Origin of the sequence: Flavobacterium sp. I-STPP5a (assembly GCF_009764685.1) — a bacterium.
Lineage (GTDB): Bacteria > Bacteroidota > Bacteroidia > Flavobacteriales > Flavobacteriaceae > Flavobacterium.
This window is the reverse complement of the sequence record NZ_VHLM01000013.1, coordinates 65,601-83,155: the sequence shown is the minus strand read 5'-3', so window position 1 is coordinate 83,155 and position 17,555 is coordinate 65,601. Positions and strand designations below refer to the sequence as shown.

General features: G+C 34.6%; 15 protein-coding genes. 6 read left to right on the top strand and 9 right to left on the bottom strand.

Annotation, left to right across the window (positions count from 1 at the left end):
- Positions 1-9 precede the first annotated feature (9 nt).
- From FJV36_RS03530 to FJV36_RS03520, 3 genes are all read right to left on the bottom strand, one after another.
- Positions 10-912 carry an IS1595 family transposase gene (locus tag FJV36_RS03530; RefSeq protein ID WP_158728025.1) on the bottom strand — a complete coding sequence of 301 codons (903 nt, stop codon included), beginning with the start codon at positions 910-912 and terminating at the stop codon, positions 10-12.
- A gap of 1,544 nt (positions 913-2,456) precedes the next feature.
- Positions 2,457-2,918 (bottom strand): DUF962 domain-containing protein, encoded by a 462-nt coding sequence (locus FJV36_RS03525; RefSeq protein WP_158729261.1) that lies wholly within the window; start codon positions 2,916-2,918, stop codon positions 2,457-2,459.
- 207 nt (positions 2,919-3,125) lie between these two features.
- The gene (locus FJV36_RS03520) at positions 3,126-4,115 is read right to left on the bottom strand and encodes a glycosyltransferase family protein (protein WP_158729262.1); all 990 of its coding nucleotides are present in this window, start codon (positions 4,113-4,115) and stop codon (positions 3,126-3,128) included.
- 244 nt (positions 4,116-4,359) lie between these two features.
- Here FJV36_RS03520 and FJV36_RS03515 point away from each other — a divergent pair, with 244 nt between their 5' ends.
- Together FJV36_RS03515 and murC are read left to right on the top strand one after the other, a co-directional pair.
- Positions 4,360-5,010 carry a lipopolysaccharide assembly protein LapB gene (locus tag FJV36_RS03515; RefSeq protein ID WP_158729263.1) on the top strand — a complete coding sequence of 217 codons (651 nt, stop codon included), beginning with the start codon at positions 4,360-4,362 and terminating at the stop codon, positions 5,008-5,010.
- 61 nt (positions 5,011-5,071) lie between these two features.
- Positions 5,072-6,481, top strand: coding sequence for a UDP-N-acetylmuramate--L-alanine ligase (gene murC / locus FJV36_RS03510; RefSeq protein WP_255470326.1), 1,410 nt, complete (start codon positions 5,072-5,074; stop codon positions 6,479-6,481).
- 32 nt (positions 6,482-6,513) lie between these two features.
- Here murC and FJV36_RS03505 read toward each other — a convergent pair whose 3' ends face one another.
- Positions 6,514-6,612 (bottom strand): DUF1287 domain-containing protein, encoded by a 99-nt coding sequence (locus FJV36_RS03505; protein WP_370514388.1) that lies wholly within the window; start codon positions 6,610-6,612, stop codon positions 6,514-6,516.
- A gap of 204 nt (positions 6,613-6,816) precedes the next feature.
- Positions 6,817-7,338 carry a DUF1287 domain-containing protein gene (locus tag FJV36_RS03500; protein ID WP_370514389.1) on the bottom strand — a complete coding sequence of 174 codons (522 nt, stop codon included), beginning with the start codon at positions 7,336-7,338 and terminating at the stop codon, positions 6,817-6,819.
- A 68-nt stretch (positions 7,339-7,406) separates the two neighbouring features.
- On the opposite strand from FJV36_RS03500, the gene radC reads away from it, so the two are divergent.
- The 3 genes from radC to FJV36_RS03485 are packed head-to-tail and all read left to right on the top strand — an operon-like array spanning position 7,407 to position 9,564.
- Positions 7,407-8,099, top strand: a complete 693-nt coding sequence (gene radC / locus FJV36_RS03495) for a DNA repair protein RadC (RefSeq protein ID WP_158729264.1) — start codon at positions 7,407-7,409, stop codon at positions 8,097-8,099.
- A gap of 9 nt (positions 8,100-8,108) precedes the next feature.
- Positions 8,109-8,795 (top strand): YjjG family noncanonical pyrimidine nucleotidase, encoded by a 687-nt coding sequence (locus FJV36_RS03490; protein ID WP_158729265.1) that lies wholly within the window; start codon positions 8,109-8,111, stop codon positions 8,793-8,795.
- Between the two features lies 1 nt (position 8,796).
- The gene (locus tag FJV36_RS03485; RefSeq protein ID WP_158729266.1) at positions 8,797-9,564 is read left to right on the top strand and encodes a hypothetical protein; all 768 of its coding nucleotides are present in this window, start codon (positions 8,797-8,799) and stop codon (positions 9,562-9,564) included.
- A gap of 51 nt (positions 9,565-9,615) precedes the next feature.
- On the opposite strand, the gene FJV36_RS03480 is transcribed toward FJV36_RS03485, so the two are convergent.
- Positions 9,616-10,893, bottom strand: a complete 1,278-nt coding sequence (locus tag FJV36_RS03480) for a replication-associated recombination protein A (protein WP_158980834.1) — start codon at positions 10,891-10,893, stop codon at positions 9,616-9,618.
- A gap of 247 nt (positions 10,894-11,140) precedes the next feature.
- On the opposite strand from FJV36_RS03480, the gene FJV36_RS03475 reads away from it, so the two are divergent.
- Positions 11,141-11,926 (top strand): rhomboid family intramembrane serine protease, encoded by a 786-nt coding sequence (locus FJV36_RS03475; protein ID WP_158980832.1) that lies wholly within the window; start codon positions 11,141-11,143, stop codon positions 11,924-11,926.
- Between the two features lie 42 nt (positions 11,927-11,968).
- Here FJV36_RS03475 and rlmB read toward each other — a convergent pair whose 3' ends face one another.
- The 3 genes from rlmB to FJV36_RS03460 all read right to left on the bottom strand — a co-directional run bounded on the left by rlmB (position 11,969) and on the right by FJV36_RS03460 (position 17,480).
- The gene (gene rlmB / locus FJV36_RS03470) at positions 11,969-12,703 is read right to left on the bottom strand and encodes a 23S rRNA (guanosine(2251)-2'-O)-methyltransferase RlmB (RefSeq protein WP_144893916.1); all 735 of its coding nucleotides are present in this window, start codon (positions 12,701-12,703) and stop codon (positions 11,969-11,971) included.
- A gap of 75 nt (positions 12,704-12,778) precedes the next feature.
- On the bottom strand, positions 12,779-14,221 hold the full coding sequence (locus FJV36_RS03465) for a SusD/RagB family nutrient-binding outer membrane lipoprotein (protein WP_158980830.1): 1,443 nt from the start codon (positions 14,219-14,221) through the stop codon (positions 12,779-12,781).
- Positions 14,222-14,225: 4 nt separating this feature from the next.
- Positions 14,226-17,480, bottom strand: coding sequence for a SusC/RagA family TonB-linked outer membrane protein (locus FJV36_RS03460; RefSeq protein ID WP_158980828.1), 3,255 nt, complete (start codon positions 17,478-17,480; stop codon positions 14,226-14,228).
- Positions 17,481-17,555: the final 75 nt, after the last annotated feature.

Below are 17,555 nucleotides of genomic sequence, written 5' to 3'. Positions count from 1 at the left end.
TCGAGTTACTTACTTAATGACTACGATTTGCTTCCAACCCTGATGCGGATGTGAGACTAATCGTTTGAATATATTATCAAAAATAGAATCTTTGTAAATTGACCTGTTCAGTCGATAAAAATATTCATCTAAATATTTTTGGAGATGTTCCTTTTTGACGTGTGATTGAATCGTTCTTATTGCAGTTTTTACCTGATGAATAATAGTGTGCATTTCTTTGAAGTTTTTCCCAGGAACGCTTTTTTCTTGGACGATGTTATAGCTCTTTGCTATTATTTTGTAAGCTGTCCATTGGTCTGTTTTAATATTCGCATCTTTACTTATATGCTCGTCAAATAATGGTTTTATTGACTTTGCAGAATAATCATCAATAACATTTGCATAACCTCTTTTTATCTTTCCTTCATCTGTCAGCTCAACAGCACAAGCAACTTTTGCCTTTTTGCTATCGTAACTTCTACCTTGTTTTCCTGTTTCTTTTCCGCCAACTACAAATTCATCAACTTGTACATTTCCTGTCATTGGATACTGTTTTGAGGACTTCATCGCAAGTCTTACTTTTTGCATAAACAACCAAGAAGTCTTTTGAGTTATTCCATAGCGTTTTGCCGCTTGAGTTGAGGATATTGATTTGGTTGTACAAGTCATTTCAAAGGCAATACAAAATGCTTTTTGAATTCCAAATTTAACTCTATGAAAAAGAGTTCCTGCCGTTGCACTCTCTTTATATCTACATTTGGTACACTCTCTTTTATTGTGTTTTTCAAAATAAACATACTTCGTATTCTCGCAACGTTTACATCTATAGCCGTCTTTCCACTTCTCATTGGCTATAAATTCACGGCAACTTTGGTCGTCTGGGAATGTCTTTATGAACTCTAAAATATTCTCCCCCTGAAATATACTTTCCATATCCTTGTATTTACTATAAATATAAGTGTTTTTTAAGTAAGTAACTCTATAATCTTTTTTGTTTTCTAAATCATAATCTCTAGTTGCAATTTCTTTTTTAGCTCTAATGGTTTGTACTAAGCTGTCTTTGTTATAAGTCGCGTTTTGTAGAATTTGATTTGTTTTTTGATCTATTTTATAAAATGTAACCTTGAGTTTGTTTACGTTTTTGTATTGTACAGAGGCTCTGGTATTTTCATTGGTATAAGAATGTTTTTGAAGTTGAACTGTTAGTGTTTTTAACGTTGTTGTGTGGCTCAGTTGTACTGCTTGTTTAAAAGCATTTGTTCGGCTGTTGTTTTTTATAATGCTATCCAGTAATGCGAGTGCTTTTTTATTATAATCTGGAAAAGTCTTTTTCGAGGCATTTGCAAGAAGGATGCTAGCGTTTTCTAATTGAATCTTTTCGTTGCTAATGGTGTCAGTTGATTTCGCTTTAATTTGGTTTAAGAATTTCAAGTATAATTCATGGGAAATATTTACGTAAGCCTGAATGAATTTCATGCGGGTTAGTTGCTTCTCACTAGTGCTGTGTTCTTTTTCCAGTTCTTGGTATAACTGAAGTACAAGTTTGATGGGTTCCTTTTCTAAAAAATCAAATTTTAATTTTGCGAAATTTTCTGAATCCTGAAAAAGTTCCTCCTTCATGGCTTGCAGTTGTTTGTTGTTTCTGCTTTGCCAATAATTGAGATTTGTTTTAAGGTAGTCTATATTTTCACCTACTAGATAAGAATATAAGGATTCATTTGTGTCTTGGTTTTTTGAAAAATCAAATACGGCTTCATATTGTGTTAATGGTGTTTTTTTTAATACAGTTTCGTCTGTTAGCGTTTTTGTAACCGAAGAAGAAATCTCTTTTTCGAAGTCTTTAGCTGTCCAAGTCAGAAAATCATCCTCAAGACTAGTCGTATTTGTTCTATTGTATATCAAATACGAGTTTTTATTTTTATACGCAATTAAACACTTGGCATACACTAAATTCAAAATTGCTTTTGAAGGTATAGTTGCAGAATTGATTTCGGTTTTAAGATTGCGAATGATTTTGTTTTGTGCATCTTCTTCAAGAACTTGCAGGTATTTTGACTTGTAAAAAAAACATTTAATGATTTGAACTTCATTATTCTCTTTTTTTGCTTTTTTGTAAATAGCATCAACAAGTTCAGTTGCTGATTTTATTTTGCCTTTATTTTCTTGGGCTAGGATCTGTGACCATTTCTTTTCATACTGCTGCGAGAAGGCGGTTACTGTCACAAAAAACAAAGTTAAGATGTATTTTTTCATGGTAAATGGCTATGTCTATTGAAGTTTTATCTTGATTGAATTGCGCTACAAATTACACTTTTTTTGAATGTAATTTATAAAGAGTTTACTGGATTTTTTTTGAGCCTGCTAGGCATAAAAAAAACAGCAACTTTGTTGTTTAAGTTGCTGTTTTATAATTTTTTTGCTCCTCCATATACTCTTTTGAAGAAACAAAGTAGAAAAATATCTTTTTAATATCATTCTTATTTGGTGCTAAACACCGATTGTATTACCCATGCAGGACCAATTAATAAGAATTGTAGATCTTTGATAAAGGATGGTTTTTTACCTTCGATTTTGTGGCCATAAAACTGTCCAATCCATCCTACGGTGAATACAATTATAGAAAACCAAACTAACGGTACATATTGAGATACTAAATAATTTCCGATGAGACAAATAGCTGTAAAGAAGGTCATTTTTATTCCCATTACTAAGGAAAGCCTAAAATAGAAAAACAAAACAAATAGTAGCACTACAAAAGCCCAATTGGCTAGCGCTGGATTTAGGGAGGCTAGTGGAGATAAAACACCACTCGGGATGCTCATGAACAAACCAACCACCGAAAAAAAGATAAGTGGTACACAGATATAATGAATCTTTTTATTGGTCAGGTTTTTGTGGCTTACGCTATATTCTTCAAACCATTCTACTAGTGTTTTCATAATTTATTTTTTACTAAAGTAATAAATAAATTAGATTTTGCTGAAATATTTTATTTTTTCAGTTTAGCTCTCGGATTGGCTTAACTATTTAAAGCAGTGTTGAATGAGGGATAGAAAGGGAAATCCTTTTTTGCGTTTTTTTCGCAAAAAAGATTGAACTGTATAGCCCGACCCGCTTTTTTTGCGGGGCATTCCCCAAAACTAATTTTAATCTCGATAGGTGTCAAAAAGGTATTGAAGCGTTTCAGGAATGTTATTGGCTTGCATTTCAGGATACGTAATTTTCATGTTTAACCAGTTTGAAATTATAGTATCAAATTCTTTATCGACGGTGTACACTACCGGAACGCCAAGTTTTTTTAATGCTGCGGCGTTACATTCTTGCTCGTAATGATTGCGAATTGGTATGCTCAATACTTTCTTCTTGAGGTATAGTGCTTCGGCTGGAGTTTCAAAACCTCCGCCCGTAATAATTCCGTCACAAGTGATGAGGCTTTTATTGAATTGTTTTTGGTTAACGGGATAATAGGTAATATTTTGAATGGTGTGTTTGTGAGTTACGCTACTAAGGAACCAATGAAATGTTACATTGTGTAACTTTTGAAACGCTTTTTCGATACAGTTTTGGTCAAACGATGGTAAATAAACAGTGATATGTTGTAAATTTTTGGGATTGGCTTCAATTATTTTGTCCTTGATCATGGGAGGCCTTATGAAGCTGTCGTAGTTTTCAAAGTGCAAGCCAATGTTTTTAGGAGCTTTTGCATAATGCTGTAAAATGAGCTCTCCCATGATATTTTTTTTATCGGGTCTGGGAGTGTTTTTGGATAGGAAACTGGCTTGATGTCCTAATTGAACCGAATGTACGTTTTGCATTTTACAAGCTAGTGAAGTGATGGCATCAAAATCATTGATTACAACATCATAGTCTTTAAGTGGCAGTGCATCAGCGTCTTTATAGATTTGGCGTGGTTTGATATTTTTTGTGATGTTCCAGTAATCGAGTCCACCGCACTTGCTGTAGTACAAGCTGCAGCCATTGCTTTTATATCGAATAGGTATTTTAAGATCTAAACTGGCATTGTTGCCGCTCAAGAAAAAATCGACTGTTCCGTGTTGAAGTAAATATGGGTATAATTGAGTAGCTCTACTGATATGGCCGTTTCCAGTGGCTTGAATGGCATAAAATATTTTCATATTAGTTTTTTGGTTGCGAAAAAACAGAAACTGATTGCTGATTCATTTATGATGAGTTGACCTTTTGGCAAGGACTTTGTTTGCATCTTCGTGCTATGATCAACCATGAGTTTAATCTGTAGCTAAAGTAAGAGCGGGATGTTATGAGAAAGTTTTTTTAAGTTTTCCATTTCATTATACTTTTAGTTGCAATGTTGGCTCATATTCTTTTCACATCCTTATATAAATTCCTTATTTTTGAAAAATGAAACAAATTCTTTATTCTTTTTTATTGCTACCAATCATGATGTGGTCTCAATCCAATTTTGAAAAAGCAGAGAAACTTTTCAAGGAAGAAAAATACAGTCAGGCAGAAGTTCTTTTTGAAGGCATTTTGAAAACTAATCCTGCTGATCCTAAGGTTATAGAATACCTAGGCGATATTGCGGGTCAATCTAAATCATGGGATAAAGCGATAGTGTATTATAAAAAACTCAAAGTGCTTAAGCCTACTGAGGCAGATTATCATTATAAATATGGTGGTGCCTTAGGAATGAAAGCAAAGACCGTGAATAAGTTTAAAGCGCTTGGAATGATTGATGAGGTTAAATCTTCATTTGAAAAAGCCATTGTATTAAACCCAAAGCATATTGACTCCCGATGGGCATTGATAGAATTGTATATTCAGTTGCCTGGAATTGTTGGCGGAAGCGAGTCTAAAGCGATAAAATATTCCAATGAATTAGCAAAATTATCACCTGTAGACGGCTACCTTTCAAGAGGGCATATTGAGGAATATTTTGAACGATACGCTGCTGCAGAAAATCAATACAAAAAAGCCATTCAGGCGGGTAGTTCAAAAGTAGGTTCCCAAAAATTAGACAATTTATACAAACATAAATTAAAGAAAACGTAATAATCTCACTCCGTTATTTGGCTGTGGCCAATGCGCAAATAAAATTCAGAAAAATATAAATATGGAAACTACACATCCAAATTCTAACCCATCGGTATTAAGTTCAAATACATCTAACCATCTTCATTTTATAGCAGTAGGAGGTAGCGCCATGCACAACTTGGCACTTGCATTGCACAACAAAGGATATAAAGTTACAGGTAGTGACGATGCAGTTTTTGAGCCTTCGAAATCAAGGTTAGAAAAAAAAGGATTACTTCCGCAAGAGATGGGTTGGTTTCCCGAAAAAATAACACAAGGTATAGAAGCAATTATTTTGGGTATGCATGCCAAAGCTGATAATCCTGAATTACTACAAGCACAAGCTTTAGGGTTAAAAATATATTCTTATCCAGAATTTTTATACGAGCAGTCAAAAAACAAAACTCGTGTAGTGATAGGAGGCTCTCACGGAAAGACTACTATAACATCTATGATTTTGCACGTGATGCATTATCATAATATTGCTGTAGATTATATGGTAGGAGCGCAACTTGAGGGTTTTGATACGATGGTACATCTGACCGAAGAAAATGATTTTATGGTACTTGAAGGGGATGAGTATTTGTCGTCACCTATAGACAGGCGTCCTAAATTTCATTTGTATCAGCCTAATATTGCTCTAATTTCAGGTATTGCTTGGGATCACATAAATGTTTTTCCTACTTATGAAAATTACGTGGAGCAGTTTGAAATTTTTATTGATAAAATTACGAACGGTGGAATATTAGTATACAACGAAGACGATGCCGAAGTGAAACGCGTTGCTGAGGCTGCAACAAATCCGATCCGTAAATTAGCGTATGCTACACCACAATATACAGTGAGTGATGGAATAACACTTTTAGAAACTCCAGAAGGGGACATGCCAATTGAAGTGTTTGGTGCGCACAATTTAAATAATTTGGCTGGTGCCAAATGGATTTGCCAAAACATGGGCGTTGATGAAGCTGATTTTTACGAAGCAATTGCTAGCTTTAAAGGTGCAAGTAAGCGTCTAGAGAAAATAGCCGAAGGAAAAGGGAAAGTGGCTTACAAAGATTTTGCACACTCTCCAAGTAAAGTAGCAGCCACAACCAAAGCCGTAAAAGAACAATACCCAAATCGCACATTAGTAGCCTGTTTAGAATTGCACACTTACAGTAGTTTGAATGCGGAGTTCTTAAAAGAATATGAAGGAGCGCTAGAATATGCAGATGTAGCAGTTGTGTTTTACTCGCCAGATGCTGTAAAAATCAAACAACTTGAAGAAGTAACTTATGATCAAATAGCCAAAGCTTTTAACAGAGAAGATTTGATTATTTATACCAATCCACAAGATTTTAAAGACTATTTGTTTAACCTTGATTTAGAAAATTCAGCGTTGTTGTTGATGAGTTCCGGTAATTATGGAGGATTAAATTTTGATGAGGTTAAAAATCTAATGCAGTAATAAACTTTGAGGCGCCATTATTATGGCGCCTTTTATTTTTCATATTGATAATGCCCCACTATTTTATATTTAAATAAACAGTCTTCCAGTACTTGTCCAGCTCCTACATTATGAACTAGTAATGGACGCATGCCGGAGGGCACTGAAAAAGTCCCTCGAATAAGGAAAATGAAAATAACTAAAAAGGAGCGAAAACACAATGGTTTCGCTCCTTTTAGTTATTACAAACCCCTTGTAATCTAAGAAGATTAAATTTGACTAAAAAAAGACGATTAAATAAAATCAAAGCCTTATTTAATCACTTTTTTTAATGATTTTTGAAAATAGGGACTTTTTCAGTGCCCTCGCATGCCGTCACTCGTTTTTTTATGAGTTACAATACCTATGTGGGGTAGCTTTCCGTTAATTATCCAAGTAATAATATTACCTGTTTTATAATCTTGAGCTTTATCGGTTACCAGTAGTTTTTTACCTTTTCTTTCAAAGAAAACCTCTAAGTTTGGAACTCTTCTGTGATCTATATTTGTATCAGTCCTTTTCATGCCCCATTTTTTAAGGTTGGGATATTTGGAAAAATTAGTTTTCATATCTTCATGTACTTCTTTTTGTAAATCAATATTCAATTTTCGGTAGGCTCTAATGACTACATCTGTACAAACTCCTTTGTTTTTAGGTACATCGCCTTTAGGATAGGGTATGGATTTATACGTTGGATCATAAATTACATTGGGGTTTATAATGGATAAAGCTGCTTTTGAAAGTCGTGTTTCAAACGGAATATTTGGTCTGCCTTGCTGTGCCTTTGATTTATAAGGCATTAAAATGCTAATAATTAGTAAGAAATAAATTGCCTTCATCTTTTATCTTTAATGAAAATAACGCTATTTTTACTATTGTATTATGCTTAATTTTAAAAAGTTACGACTTGGAACAAACTAATTTTCCCATCACAAATTGGTCCGAAGATGATAGGCCGCGCGAAAAATTGATGCTCAAAGGTAAAAGTGCTCTTAGCGATGCGGAGTTAATAGCTATATTGATAGGATCAGGTAGTCGAAATGAGTCCGCTGTTGATTTAAGCAAACGAATTTTATCCAGTGTTGACAATAATTTAAATGCATTAGGGAAATTATCCTTAGCACAATTAACCACTTTTAAGGGGATTGGAGAAGCAAAGGCTATTGCAATTATTGCAGCTCTTGAATTGGGTCGGCGTCGTAGAGCAGAGGATACTGTGGAGTTAAAAAAAGTAACCTCAAGTAAAGTGATTTTTGAAATCATGCAACCCGTAATAGGAGAGCTGCCACATGAGGAGTTTTGGATTATTTTTTTGAATAACTCTAATAAAATTATTGCCAAATCTCAACTGAGTAAAGGAGGTATTACTGGAACACTAGTTGATGTGCGACTCGTTTTTAAAACAGCCTTAGAAAATGGTGCTACTGCCTTAATTTTATGTCATAACCATCCCTCAGGAACACTTGTGCCCAGTGATGCAGATAAACACATCACCAAAAAATTAAAACAAGCAGGAGAAAGTTTAGAAATTAAAGTCCTAGATCATCTTATAGTGACTGAAAACAGTTATTTTAGCTTTGCCGATGAAGGCATAATTTAATCACAAAATATGAAAACAAAATTAACGGATGTTTTTTTTGACCTAGACCATACATTATGGGATTTCGATAAAAATTCAGAACTTACTTTCAATACTATTTTTAAAAACAATCATCCCGAAGTTGATGCTAAGCTATTCATTGATAAATATGTACCTATAAATCAAGAATGTTGGAAATTATATCAGTTTGACAAAATTACGCATGAGGAATTGCGTTATAACAGATTGAAACATTCATTTGATGCTATTGACTACTCCATTTCTGATGCGCAAATAAATAAAATTTCCGATGAATACATCAAACTTTTACCAGATAATAATCACCTATTTGACGGAACATTTGAAATATTAGAGTATTTAAAGCCTAAATACAACTTGCATATTATTACAAATGGCTTTGCTGACGTGCAATCCAGAAAAATGTACAATGCAAAAATTGAAAGTTATTTTCAAACCGTAACAAACTCTGAAATGGCTGGTGTAAAAAAACCTAATCCAGGTATATTTAATTATGCGATTGCTCAAGCTAATGCTAACATTGCATCTAGCATTATGATAGGAGATAGCTATGATGCCGATGTTTTAGGAGCGCTCAATGTAGGATTAGATGCAATTTATTTTAACGAAAGCAACGCAAATGTTGACCAGAGCATTAAGCAGATCAACAATTTATTAGAACTTAAAAAATTTTTATAAGATGAAAAAATTAGCAGTAAGTATTTTACTTTTATTCGTAAGTATTTCTTTTGGCCAATCGGTAAACAATTACAAAGCGGTAATTGTTCCCTTAAAGTTTGAATGGTTAAAAGATGAAAATCAATACCGAGTAAATACACTAACAAAATACCATTTAGAAAAGGCTGGATTTACAGCTTTTTATAACAAAGAAATTTTGCCAGCGGAGTACAGTAACAGGTGTGATTTGCTCTATGCATATGTGGAAAAAGAGAATGGATTTTTAATTACTAAACTTTTTGTAACTCTTAAAGATTGTAATGACAATATTGTTTTTAAATCTCAAGTAGGTAAAAGCAGGGAGAAAGATTATAAAGCAGCGTATAATGAAGCGCTAGTACAAGCCTTTGAATCCATTAATACTTTAAAATACAAGTATAGTGGCGTTGCAGTACAACAAAATAATATCCAAGCTAATTCAGTAATTGCTGCTCAAAGCGAACAAAAAATCGTATCAAGTCCAGGTTCTTATGCGTTGGTAAACAGTGCGCCACCAGAAACAGTGGATACAGCTGATCTTTTATATGCTCAACCTACAGCTACAGGCTATCAATTGATTGACAAAACTCCAAAAGTAGTCATGAAATTGCTAAAAACTTCTCAGCAGAATTCATTTATTGCTGTCAAAAATGATTTGCAAGGATCTTTGATTCTTAAGGACAATCAATGGTTTTTTGAGTATTATAAAAATGATCAGCTAGTTTCAGAAAAGGTTGCTGTCAAGTTTTAATTAGAATCTAAATTTTTTAATGCCTCTGTGACCATGTTGCAGAGGCATTTTTTAATAACCGTATTTATCTTTCCAACGGTTTTTTAAAAATTCACGAATGCTGTTTTCTCTTGAATTATTCCCAGGCACATAAATTGGAGTATTGCTCAAATCATTAGGTAAAAATTCTTGTTCTGCAAAATTATTAGCGTAATCATGAGAGTATTTGTACTCCTCGCCATAGCCTAGTTCTTTCATGAGTTTAGTTGGGGCATTTCGCAAATGAATCGGTACGGGTAAATCTCCAGTTTGTTTTACAAGCTGTTGCGCGGTGCCTATAGCTAAGTAAGAGGCATTGCTTTTAGGTGAAGTTGCAAGATACACTGCACATTGACTCAAAATAATTCTACTCTCAGGATAACCTATTGTTGCCACTGCTTGAAAAGTGTTGTTGGCCATGATAAAAGCTGTAGGATTGGCGTTGCCAATATCTTCACTACTCAAAATTAGCATTCTTCTTGCAATAAATTTCACATCTTCGCCGCCTTCAATCATTCGGGCTAACCAGTACACAGCTCCATTAGGATCACTACCACGAATCGATTTGATGAATGCCGATACAATATCATAGTGCTGTTCGCCTGTTTTGTCATAAAGAACCGTATTTTGTTGTACAACTTCAAACACACGTTCATTAGTAATGATAATTTTGTCATCAAGAGATGCATTTACCACAAGTTCAAAAACATTCAATAATTTTCTGCCATCACCGCCCGAAAGCCTTAATAGAGCTTCTGTTTCTTTGAGCTCAATATTTTTTTGAGACATCAGTACGTCTTTCTTCATGGCACGTTCCAGCAAGGTCTCTAAATCTATTTTTGTAAACGGATTCAACACATAGACTTGACATCTTGACAGTAAGGCGGGAATTACCTCAAAACTAGGATTTTCAGTTGTGGCGCCTATAAGGGTAACCCAGCCTTTCTCTACAGCAGCCAGTAAGGAATCTTGTTGCGATTTACTAAAGCGGTGAATCTCGTCAATAAATAAAATAGGATTTTTGGCCGTAAATAATCCGCCACTTTGTTTTGCTTTTTCAATAACTTCCCTGATGTCTTTGACCCCAGAATTAATAGCACTTAAAATATAAAACGGACGCTTAGAGTCTTGCGCAATAATTTGGGACAAAGTAGTTTTTCCAGTGCCAGGAGGCCCCCAGAAAATCAAAGACGGAATTATTCCCTTGTTAATTTGCTGTGTTAATGAACCGTTTGGTCCCACAAGATGGGATTGACTTACATAATCTTCCAGTTTTTGAGGGCGTATTCGTTCTGCAAGTGGTGCTTCCATATTTTAAATTCAGTTGGCAATTACCAATTTATTATAAATACAAAATTACAGTTTTATTTGGAGCTTTTTCCAGCTGTACATTCTATCTTTTATATCTTGTAAAAAACAAGATATAAAAGGATGCCATTTCCATCTGGGCTACGGTGTACCGTAAGTAGAGGAGAATGTTTAAGCATGACAAAATTTCATCCTATTTTATTTGGTTGCATTTTTGTACTTAAATTGTAAACACCTACAATAGTATTAAATGATTCCAGAAGCCTCTTTAGACAAACATTTTAAGTTTACAAATGCAGTTGTATTATTTCCATTTTTTGCAATAGTGTTATTGTGGTTCGTTTATTGGTTGCAAATAAAATTTGACTTTGATTTTTATCAAAACGGTATCTATCCCAGAACCTTTTCAGGACTTCAAGGTATTTTTTTAAGTCCATTCATCCATGGTGATTTAGAACATTTGTATAATAACAGTATACCACTATTTATTTTACTCGCAGCTTTGCAGTTTTTTTATGCTAGACAGTCTGTTCAAGTTGTTGTTTATGGAGTTTTATTATCAGGAATGATTACTTGGATTATCGGTAGAGAGAGTTTTCATATAGGCGCTAGCAGTCTAATTTATGTACTCTTTAGTTTTATATTTTTCATAGGAATTCAAACTAAAAACCATAGACTAGTAGCATTATCTCTCACAGTGATTATTATTTACGGTGGTTTAGTATGGTATGTTTTTCCAAGCCCAGAGCTAATAACTGAAAAGTCAATTTCGTGGGAAGGTCACTTAGGAGGTTTAATTTCGGGTTTACTGTTGTCTTTTTTATATGCGACCCCCGAGTTAAAGAGAACTATAAAATACGATTGGGAACGTCCAGATTATGATGCTTCTCAGGACAAATTCATGCAACGATTTGACGAAAATGGAAACTTCGTAAATTTACCCGTTGAAACGCCCATTGAGGAAACACCTATTTATGAATATTACACATCTAGTATACCCATCCAGTATGATTTTATTCAAAAAAAAATGAGTTAAAACCATAGTTTCAACTCATTTTATAAGTGTGTGTATTGTTCTTTAAGAACGTTGTCTTACAGCTTCATATAAAAAAGCGCCACACGCTACAGATACATTTAAGGAGCCTATAGTCCCAAACATAGGTAGCTTAGCTTTTTCATCTACAATTTTCAATACAGATGGATTTACACCTCTATCTTCTGATCCCATAATAATTGCAACAGGTTCGTTCAAAGAGATGTCATATATGTTCTGCTCCGTCTTTTCAGTGGCAGCAACTGTTTTAATTCCGTTGGCTTGCAATAAAAATATCGCATCCTTGATGTGTTCTACTTTACAAATAGGAATATTAAAAACCGCTCCGGCAGATGTTTTAACAGTATCTCCATTCACAGGCGCCGATCCAGCCTTTTGAACAATGATTCCATTTACTCCTGTACATTCAGCAGTTCTTATGATAGCGCCAAAATTTCTAGCATCTGAAATTTGATCCAGAATCAAGAACAACGGTTTTTTACCATTTTCAAGTACTGTATCTATTAAACTTTCCAAATCAAAAAATGAAATAGGAGAGATGGTAGCCACAGCTCCTTGATGGTTATTGGGAGTTAATCTGTTTAGCTTTTCAACGGGTACGTATGAGAAATTGATGTTTCCACGCTTCATCACTTTCATCAAGTCTTTCATCAGTTCGCTACTTGCTTCCTTTTGAATATAGACTTTGTCTACTGTTGCGCCAGATTGTATAGCTTCGATAATTGCTCTTATCCCAAATATTTGATGTTCTTTTTCCATTGTGCAAATATATAAAAAAAAAACCACCCCAAAAAATGGGATGGTTTATTGCATTTGATTTGTAATTATTACATATTAATTGTTAACCTCTGTTTTGTCTGTTGCTTTTGGTAACGGACTTGGTACATTTGGATTGGAATTAATTTCTTCTTGCGAGTACAACAGTCTTTGTGGAGTTCCTGCAAATGCCCCGCGAAGAGTTATTTTAGCAATGTTATTAGTTCTTCTAAAGTCTGTAAATGCTTCGTAGTTTCCTAAAAAATAAATATATCTCTCTTCATAGATTTCTCTTAATAAAGCATTTTGCGGAGTTGCATTATCGTTGTTTTCGATTCCTCCATTGTTGAAATCTGCATCAACGTAAGGATCATAATTAAACGTTTTATTATCGTATCCAGAATTGTTTTGTCCTATAGAATAACCAGAGTCTAATAATGATCTATAAGCATTGTAGGATGTAACTCCAGAGCTTAAACTTGATCTGGCATCCACCTCTGCAATTATTAATAGCATTTCACCATAAGAAACTAAAGGCATACTTGCATCTGAACCAAATCGTGCAGTTTCTGATCCTAAATCTAATCCATTAACATTTAGCTGTTCATTCCCTAATGATCCTGTATAAGTGTAGGCTAAACGAGCCGCTTCATCAGTCTTTGTATTAGTTCTTTTTAATGTAGATGTACTGTTAAGAATTGATGCTGCGTAACCATCACCAGCCATATAACCATTTCTTTCATATTCTAAAAATTCGTAGAAAGGGTTTAGGTTTTGTTTGGCAGTTTTTCCGCCAAATTTAGCTTTGAAGTCATTAGATGCATTACTGATCCCACGTAAAGCATTCGACTTAGCATTAGCATAATCTTTGGTGTGCAAGTAGAAACGAGCTTTAAGTGAATATGCTAATTGAGTCCATTTGGACGTATCTCCTCCATAATAGATATCTAATGAAGCGGGTATCGCTCCTTCTTTTGTTAAATTGACAATCGCCTTGTCTAAGAGTATTTGTACTGCTTTGTACACATCACTTTGTTTGTCAAACTTAGGTTTGTTAGATGCAGAAGCAATCGAATACGCTGAATAAGGAATATCTCCCCATAATGAAGCTGCCGTTCCTATTAGGTGAGCTTCTACAATTTGCATAGCAGCTAAACTCTTCACGTTTTTTTCAGCCGTAGCTTTTTCTTGTACTAATCGAATTTGAGGTAGGCCATTTACATATACAAATCTCCAAGCTGAATCAGAATCTGAAGCTGCACTGTTGTTCCAGTTGTTTAATGGGATGTATTGTCTGTCTATCCCATTTGCCTGGCTTAACCATAGCATTGTGTTTCTGAGGTTATTAGTGCAATGAAAATACTGATTTGCCAAAAGAGCTGATTGAAAAATATTTTTTGATTCTGCATCATCTGTTGATAATTGATGTGGGTTTGTATTTATATCTTCAACATAATCAGTACACCCAACTAGTACTAAACTTGCAAATATGGGGGTTAGATATTTTTTGTATAGTTTCATATTGTTAGAATTTTAAATTTAATGAAAGCATTAATGATCTTGTATTTGGACTGTTAAAATATTGTAATCCTCTTCCATTTGATCCACCAGTAAGATTCGTTTCTGGATCTTGTCCTAATGTTTTATCTTCCGTCCATAACCATAAGTTTCTTCCTGTTGCAGATATCGAAACTTCGTTTAAACCTGTTTTTTGAATCAATTTGCTGTTTAAGTTGTAGCTTAATGTGATTTCTCTTAGTTTTACCCATGTAGCCGATTTTACGAACTGCTCTGCAATACTGCCAAAACCTCCACCTTGCCCAGCATACCATGATTGGTTAACTAGTACAGGTCCTCCGCCGAAATTGTTAATATTTCCACGAACACTTACTGTTCCATCTGCATTTGGCCAGCTTTGAGATAGGGCAGTGGCTCCATCTGATCCTTTTAAATTAGCTGCTTCAGTAGTTGAAAGGGTTACAATGTTTGCTGTTTCTAACGTTCGTCCAAATGTATTTAAAACACCATTTGTTCCGTCCCATAGTTCTCCTCCAACAGAGGCGTCAAAAAGTACATTTAATGATAGTCCTTTGTATGAAAAACGATTGCTAAGACCTGCTCTCCATTTCGCATTTGGGTCGCCAATTATGCCTTCTGTAGGTGCTGCAGTTGGGAACTTGTTTGCATCCAATATTAATGCTCCATTAGCATCTCTATCAAATCTTCCTCCCCATAATACGCCTACTGGTTGATTTAGAACTGCTCTTGATGAGGTTCCTGCAAAACCATTCAATGAAACAGAAGTTGTTCCGTCAAGTTTAGTTACTCTGTTTTTATTGGTAGCCCAATTACCTGAAATGTTCCATTTGAAGTCTGTATTTTTTAGAATTGCAATGTCAAAATCAATTTCGACTCCTTTGTTTTTTATTTGAGCAAAATTACCGTACCTAGAATCAAATGATGATGACGGGTTTATAGCAGCAGAAATCAAATTATCATTCACAACACTATTATAATAGGTTGCACCCAAAGTTAATCTATTGAAAAATTCCAATTCAGTACCAAACTCTACTTCTGTTTTAATTTCAGGTTTAAGTAAAGTATTACCAGCTGCACCTTCACGTTCAAATCCGCCGTTATATGCTGCTGCATCGTATCCAGGTTCCCATGATTCGGTGTCTAAGGCGCCTGTAATATAGGTAGTCCCTCTATATATCTGTGGTATTATGGCTACTTGACCAAACGTTGCTCGCATTTTACCGTTTGTTAAAATAGTACTTTCAATATCATGTTTTAAATTGTATGATAATTCAGCTGATGGGTAAAAATATGCTTTTAAATTAGGAGCCAATGATGAAGCAGTTTCAAGTCTTCCACCAAGATTTAAATTGAACATACTATCAAAATCAAATGATGTTGAGAAATAGGCGCCATTTGTTTTGGTGTTTAATCTGGCAAGATATGTAGTTCTGTCTGCTAAAAGTGAGTTGTCGTAAACAAATTTAGGTGTGTTGATAAGGAAGTTTTTGTAGGATCCACCTCTTCTGACATCATTTGTTTCAGCAATATTAATACCTACAGTATAATCTAATTTTAATTTGTCGGTTATTGAAGTGTTTCCAATACCCATGATGTCGGCATTGTATTGTCTGTATGTTATACCATCCTCTGATGCACTTCCGTTTCCTGCATTTTCCGAGGAATAAATAGGATACATTGAAATTCTCTCGTCAGTATAGGCGTCCAAACCGAAACGTCCTAATAAGCTAAAATTTTCAGTTAGTTTGTGATTCAATTCGAATCCAGCAATATATCGATTTACAGTATTTGGGTTTTTTTGAATGTCTGTTGTCCATAGAGGGTTATTATATGCAATAGTTCTTGATCCCTCAAAATTACCTAAATCTTTTCTGTAGCCACGTTGGCTTCCTAAGGAAGGAACTCCAGCTGCTGTGAAATTAGTGCCTTTGAAATCTCTAATATCAAAATCAGGTGCATTTCTGTATAATCCTAGATATAGACCACTTGTATTTGAACCCTGTTGGATTCTGCTCGAATTAATACCTGAGAATGAAAATTTTGTTTTAAATGTAGTTTTCTCTCCTAATTTAAACAAACTATTAAAGTCTATGCTTGTTTTTTCGTAGCTACTATTTCTTATAACACCATCTTGGTCAGTATGCCCAAATCCAAGATAGAACGACCCAGTTTCGTTTCCTCCACTGATGCCGACATTTTTAGTAAAGGTGTGTCCAGTGCCTATTACTGCATCATAATTTGATTCGTTGAAGTTTGCTTTGCTGTTTTTTTGTGTAATAGCATAGTATTTGTTTCCACTATCTGCAACAAAATATGAACCTGCAGTGTTGAAGACATCGCTGGCTCCGCTTCTATTTGATATTAAATCACCAAATGAAGGTCCAGCATTTCTAGTAAATCGACCACCGGAACCTTGTCCGAAAAGGTCTTGTGTTTTCATTTTTACATTTATTTCATCAGACGAATATGAGGTGTTGATGTTAACACTAATTTTACCACCCTTCCCCTTTTTAGTAGTGATAAGGATCACTCCGTTGGCTGCTCTGTATCCCCATAAGGCTGCAGCAGAAGCTCCTTTTAAAATTGTTACGCTTTCAATACTATTTGGATTGATGTCATTAACTCTGGATTGTTGGTTTACGCCCCCTGTATTGTTTCCGTTATCTACTTCTTGTCCTGAAATTGGTATACCATCAATTACATAAAGAGGTTGTGTACTACCAGTGATCGTGTTTTGTCCTCTAATTTGTACATAAGATCCAGCACCTGGATCACCCGAACTTGCGGTAATGTTAACATTTGAAGCTTTACCTGATAAGGCATTTAATAAGTTTACTTCGCCTGTGCTTCTTAATGCTTCTCCTTTTACTTTAGATCTTGAAGAGTCTGATAATTTTCTTTTTGTTTCAATACCAAAGTTATTTATTACTACAGTCTCTAGCTCCAAGGATGAACTAGTCAATTTAACATTGATTAATGTTGTTTTCGCAACAACTTCTTGCGTGTTCATGCCAATATAGCTAAATATCAGCACTTGCGTTGGGTTAACTTTGATAGTGTAGCTTCCATCAAAATTACTTTGCGTTCCAGTTTTAGTTCCTTTCACTAATACACTCACGCCTGGTAAAGGCATTCCTGCATTATCAGAAACAGTTCCCGAAACAGATCTTTCTTGGGCAAATGTAATTTGCGCCACTATTACTATAAGTAGTACTAGTAATCCATTAAACTTTAGTTTCATTTTTTAATATTTTGAATTAGTTCAACAAACTTCTTAATATTTTCTTAACATTCCTAATGAAAAAGTGTTTTTTTA